The sequence below is a fragment of the Schnuerera sp. genome (genome assembly GCF_035459645.1).
In the GTDB taxonomy this organism is placed as follows: domain Bacteria; phylum Bacillota; class Clostridia; order Tissierellales; family Tepidimicrobiaceae; genus Schnuerera.
In genome coordinates this window covers 1-2,009 of sequence record NZ_DATHXO010000263.1, presented here as the reverse complement: position 1 = coordinate 2,009, position 2,009 = coordinate 1, and the positions used below count along the sequence as shown (strand labels likewise).

2 protein-coding genes are annotated in these 2,009 nt (G+C 31.2%); one reads left to right on the top strand and one right to left on the bottom strand.

What is annotated here, in order from left to right; all coding sequences use genetic code 11:
* Window positions 1-345: 345 nt before the first annotated feature.
* Window positions 346-1,437 (bottom strand): glycerol dehydrogenase, encoded by a 1,092-nt coding sequence (locus VK998_RS06230; RefSeq protein ID WP_325226632.1) that lies wholly within the window; start codon window positions 1,435-1,437, stop codon window positions 346-348.
* A 347-nt stretch (window positions 1,438-1,784) separates the two neighbouring features.
* Here VK998_RS06230 and VK998_RS06225 point away from each other — a divergent pair.
* A partial coding sequence (locus tag VK998_RS06225) for a hydantoinase/oxoprolinase N-terminal domain-containing protein (RefSeq protein WP_325226630.1) occupies window positions 1,785-2,009 on the top strand: 225 nt, incomplete at its 3' end.

Here is a 2,009-nt window from a genome sequence, read left to right as displayed (position 1 = left end):
CCCCAACCTATTGTCATGGTATTTATTTCATTTCCATCTTTTACAGTTAGAAAAGCTCCCTTTTTCAACTGTTCTAAAGCTTCTGATGAATACTCATTAAAATTAATTCTTTGAATTATCATGATAGTATCTCCCTTCCTTATTAACTTCTTCTATTAATATTTATTCTACTTCTATACAGAAAATCCTTCATAATAATAAATTTTTTAAAATTTAGGTAGATGACTTTTACATGAATTAAAAAGACTGAGTCCTGTAGAATATAGAACTCAATCCTTAATAGTTACTTAATAAAATGCATCTAACTTTTTTGGGGGTCAGTACAGAACGATTACTACTGTCCAGTTAAAATATAAAGCTTTGCCCCAAAGCATCTGCAGCTAGTATTGCAGCATAAACATCTTCTGCTGTAACTTCGAAAGGCATATTATAGATGGTTTCACCTTCTGCACAGCTTAATTTTGCTACATCCATTAATTTTTCTTCCGATGCTTCCGTAATATTTAGCTCTTTTAATGTAGTTGGTAATCCCACCTCATTACAGAAATATAATACTTCTTCTATTTCCTCTAATGGTGCATTTTCTAATACTAATTGGACTAAAACGCCAAAAGCAACTTTTTCTCCATGATATAACTCATGGGTTTCTTCAATAGCAGTTAACCCATTATGAATAGCATGCGCTGCAGAAAGACCACCGCTTTCAAAACCAATACCGCTTAATAATGTATTTGCTTCTACTATTTTTTCAACTGCTTTTGTTGCTACTTTCTTTTCTACAGCTAGTTTTGCCTTTAACCCTTCATTTAGCAATGTTTCATAACATAAATTAGCTAATGCAATCGCAGCATCTGTAGGATAACCTCCAGCCATAGTCATTGCACCAGCCTTGGCAGCTGCTCTTGCTTCAAATTTAGTTGCTAGTGCATCTCCCATACCTGCAACGAGCAATCGTGCTGGAGCATTAGCAACTGCATCTATATCGATTAGTACCATATCTGGATTTTTAGGTAATAGTAAGTATTCATCAAAAGCCCCATCTTCAGTATAAATTACAGACAATGCACTGCAAGGAGCATCAGTACTTGCTATAGTTGGTACTATAACTGCTGGTACTTTCTCATAATATGCAAGAGCTTTAGCAGTATCGTGAATCTTACCTCCTCCTACTCCCATAACTACATCAGACCCTTTTTCTTTAAATTCATCTCGAAGCCTATTTATTTCAACTTTTGAACATTCTCCATTGAATTCAATAAAATTAATTTTAGCAGCATTTCCAAAACTTTCTTTTATAATCTCTCCAAATCTTTTATAGCCTGATTTACTAATTAGAATGAAAAAAGAACTACCTAAATGTTCTACATGGGTTTTTATTCTCTTTAATTCTCCTTTGCCCTGAATATATTTTCCAGGGGAAATTATTATCTTCGTCATACAAATCCCTCCTCAATTTTTCTATGAATTATATACCCAAGTTTGATAATAATTAAACAATACGGCTTGGTTCTATTTTAAAATGTAAATAAAAATTTTCTATTTCTATTAGTAATAAAATACAACACCTAGTTCAAACTCTAGGTGCCCTCTACATTAATATCATATATTCTATTGCTATACATGTAATTGGATAATTTTTCTCCAATTGTATTCTATAATTAACCTTTGCAAATTAATAAATATTATTCATTATACTTCATAAAAAGTTAAAAACTTGATACATACTCCTCAATGAGGATATAATAATATTAAGTGACAAAATAAAGAAGGGAGAAGGATTAAAATTGATTGTTGGTCTTGATATGGGTGGAACCAATATAGATGGCGTTATTATAAAGAATGGTAAAATCATAAATAGAATTAAAAAACCTACTAATAAAAATAACATATTCGAATCCATATGGTCTACTTTAGGACAACTTTTATCTGGTTTTGATAAAACTAAAATAGATAGAATAAACTTAAGTACCACTGTATCTACTAATGCTATAGTTGAAAATAAAACTTCC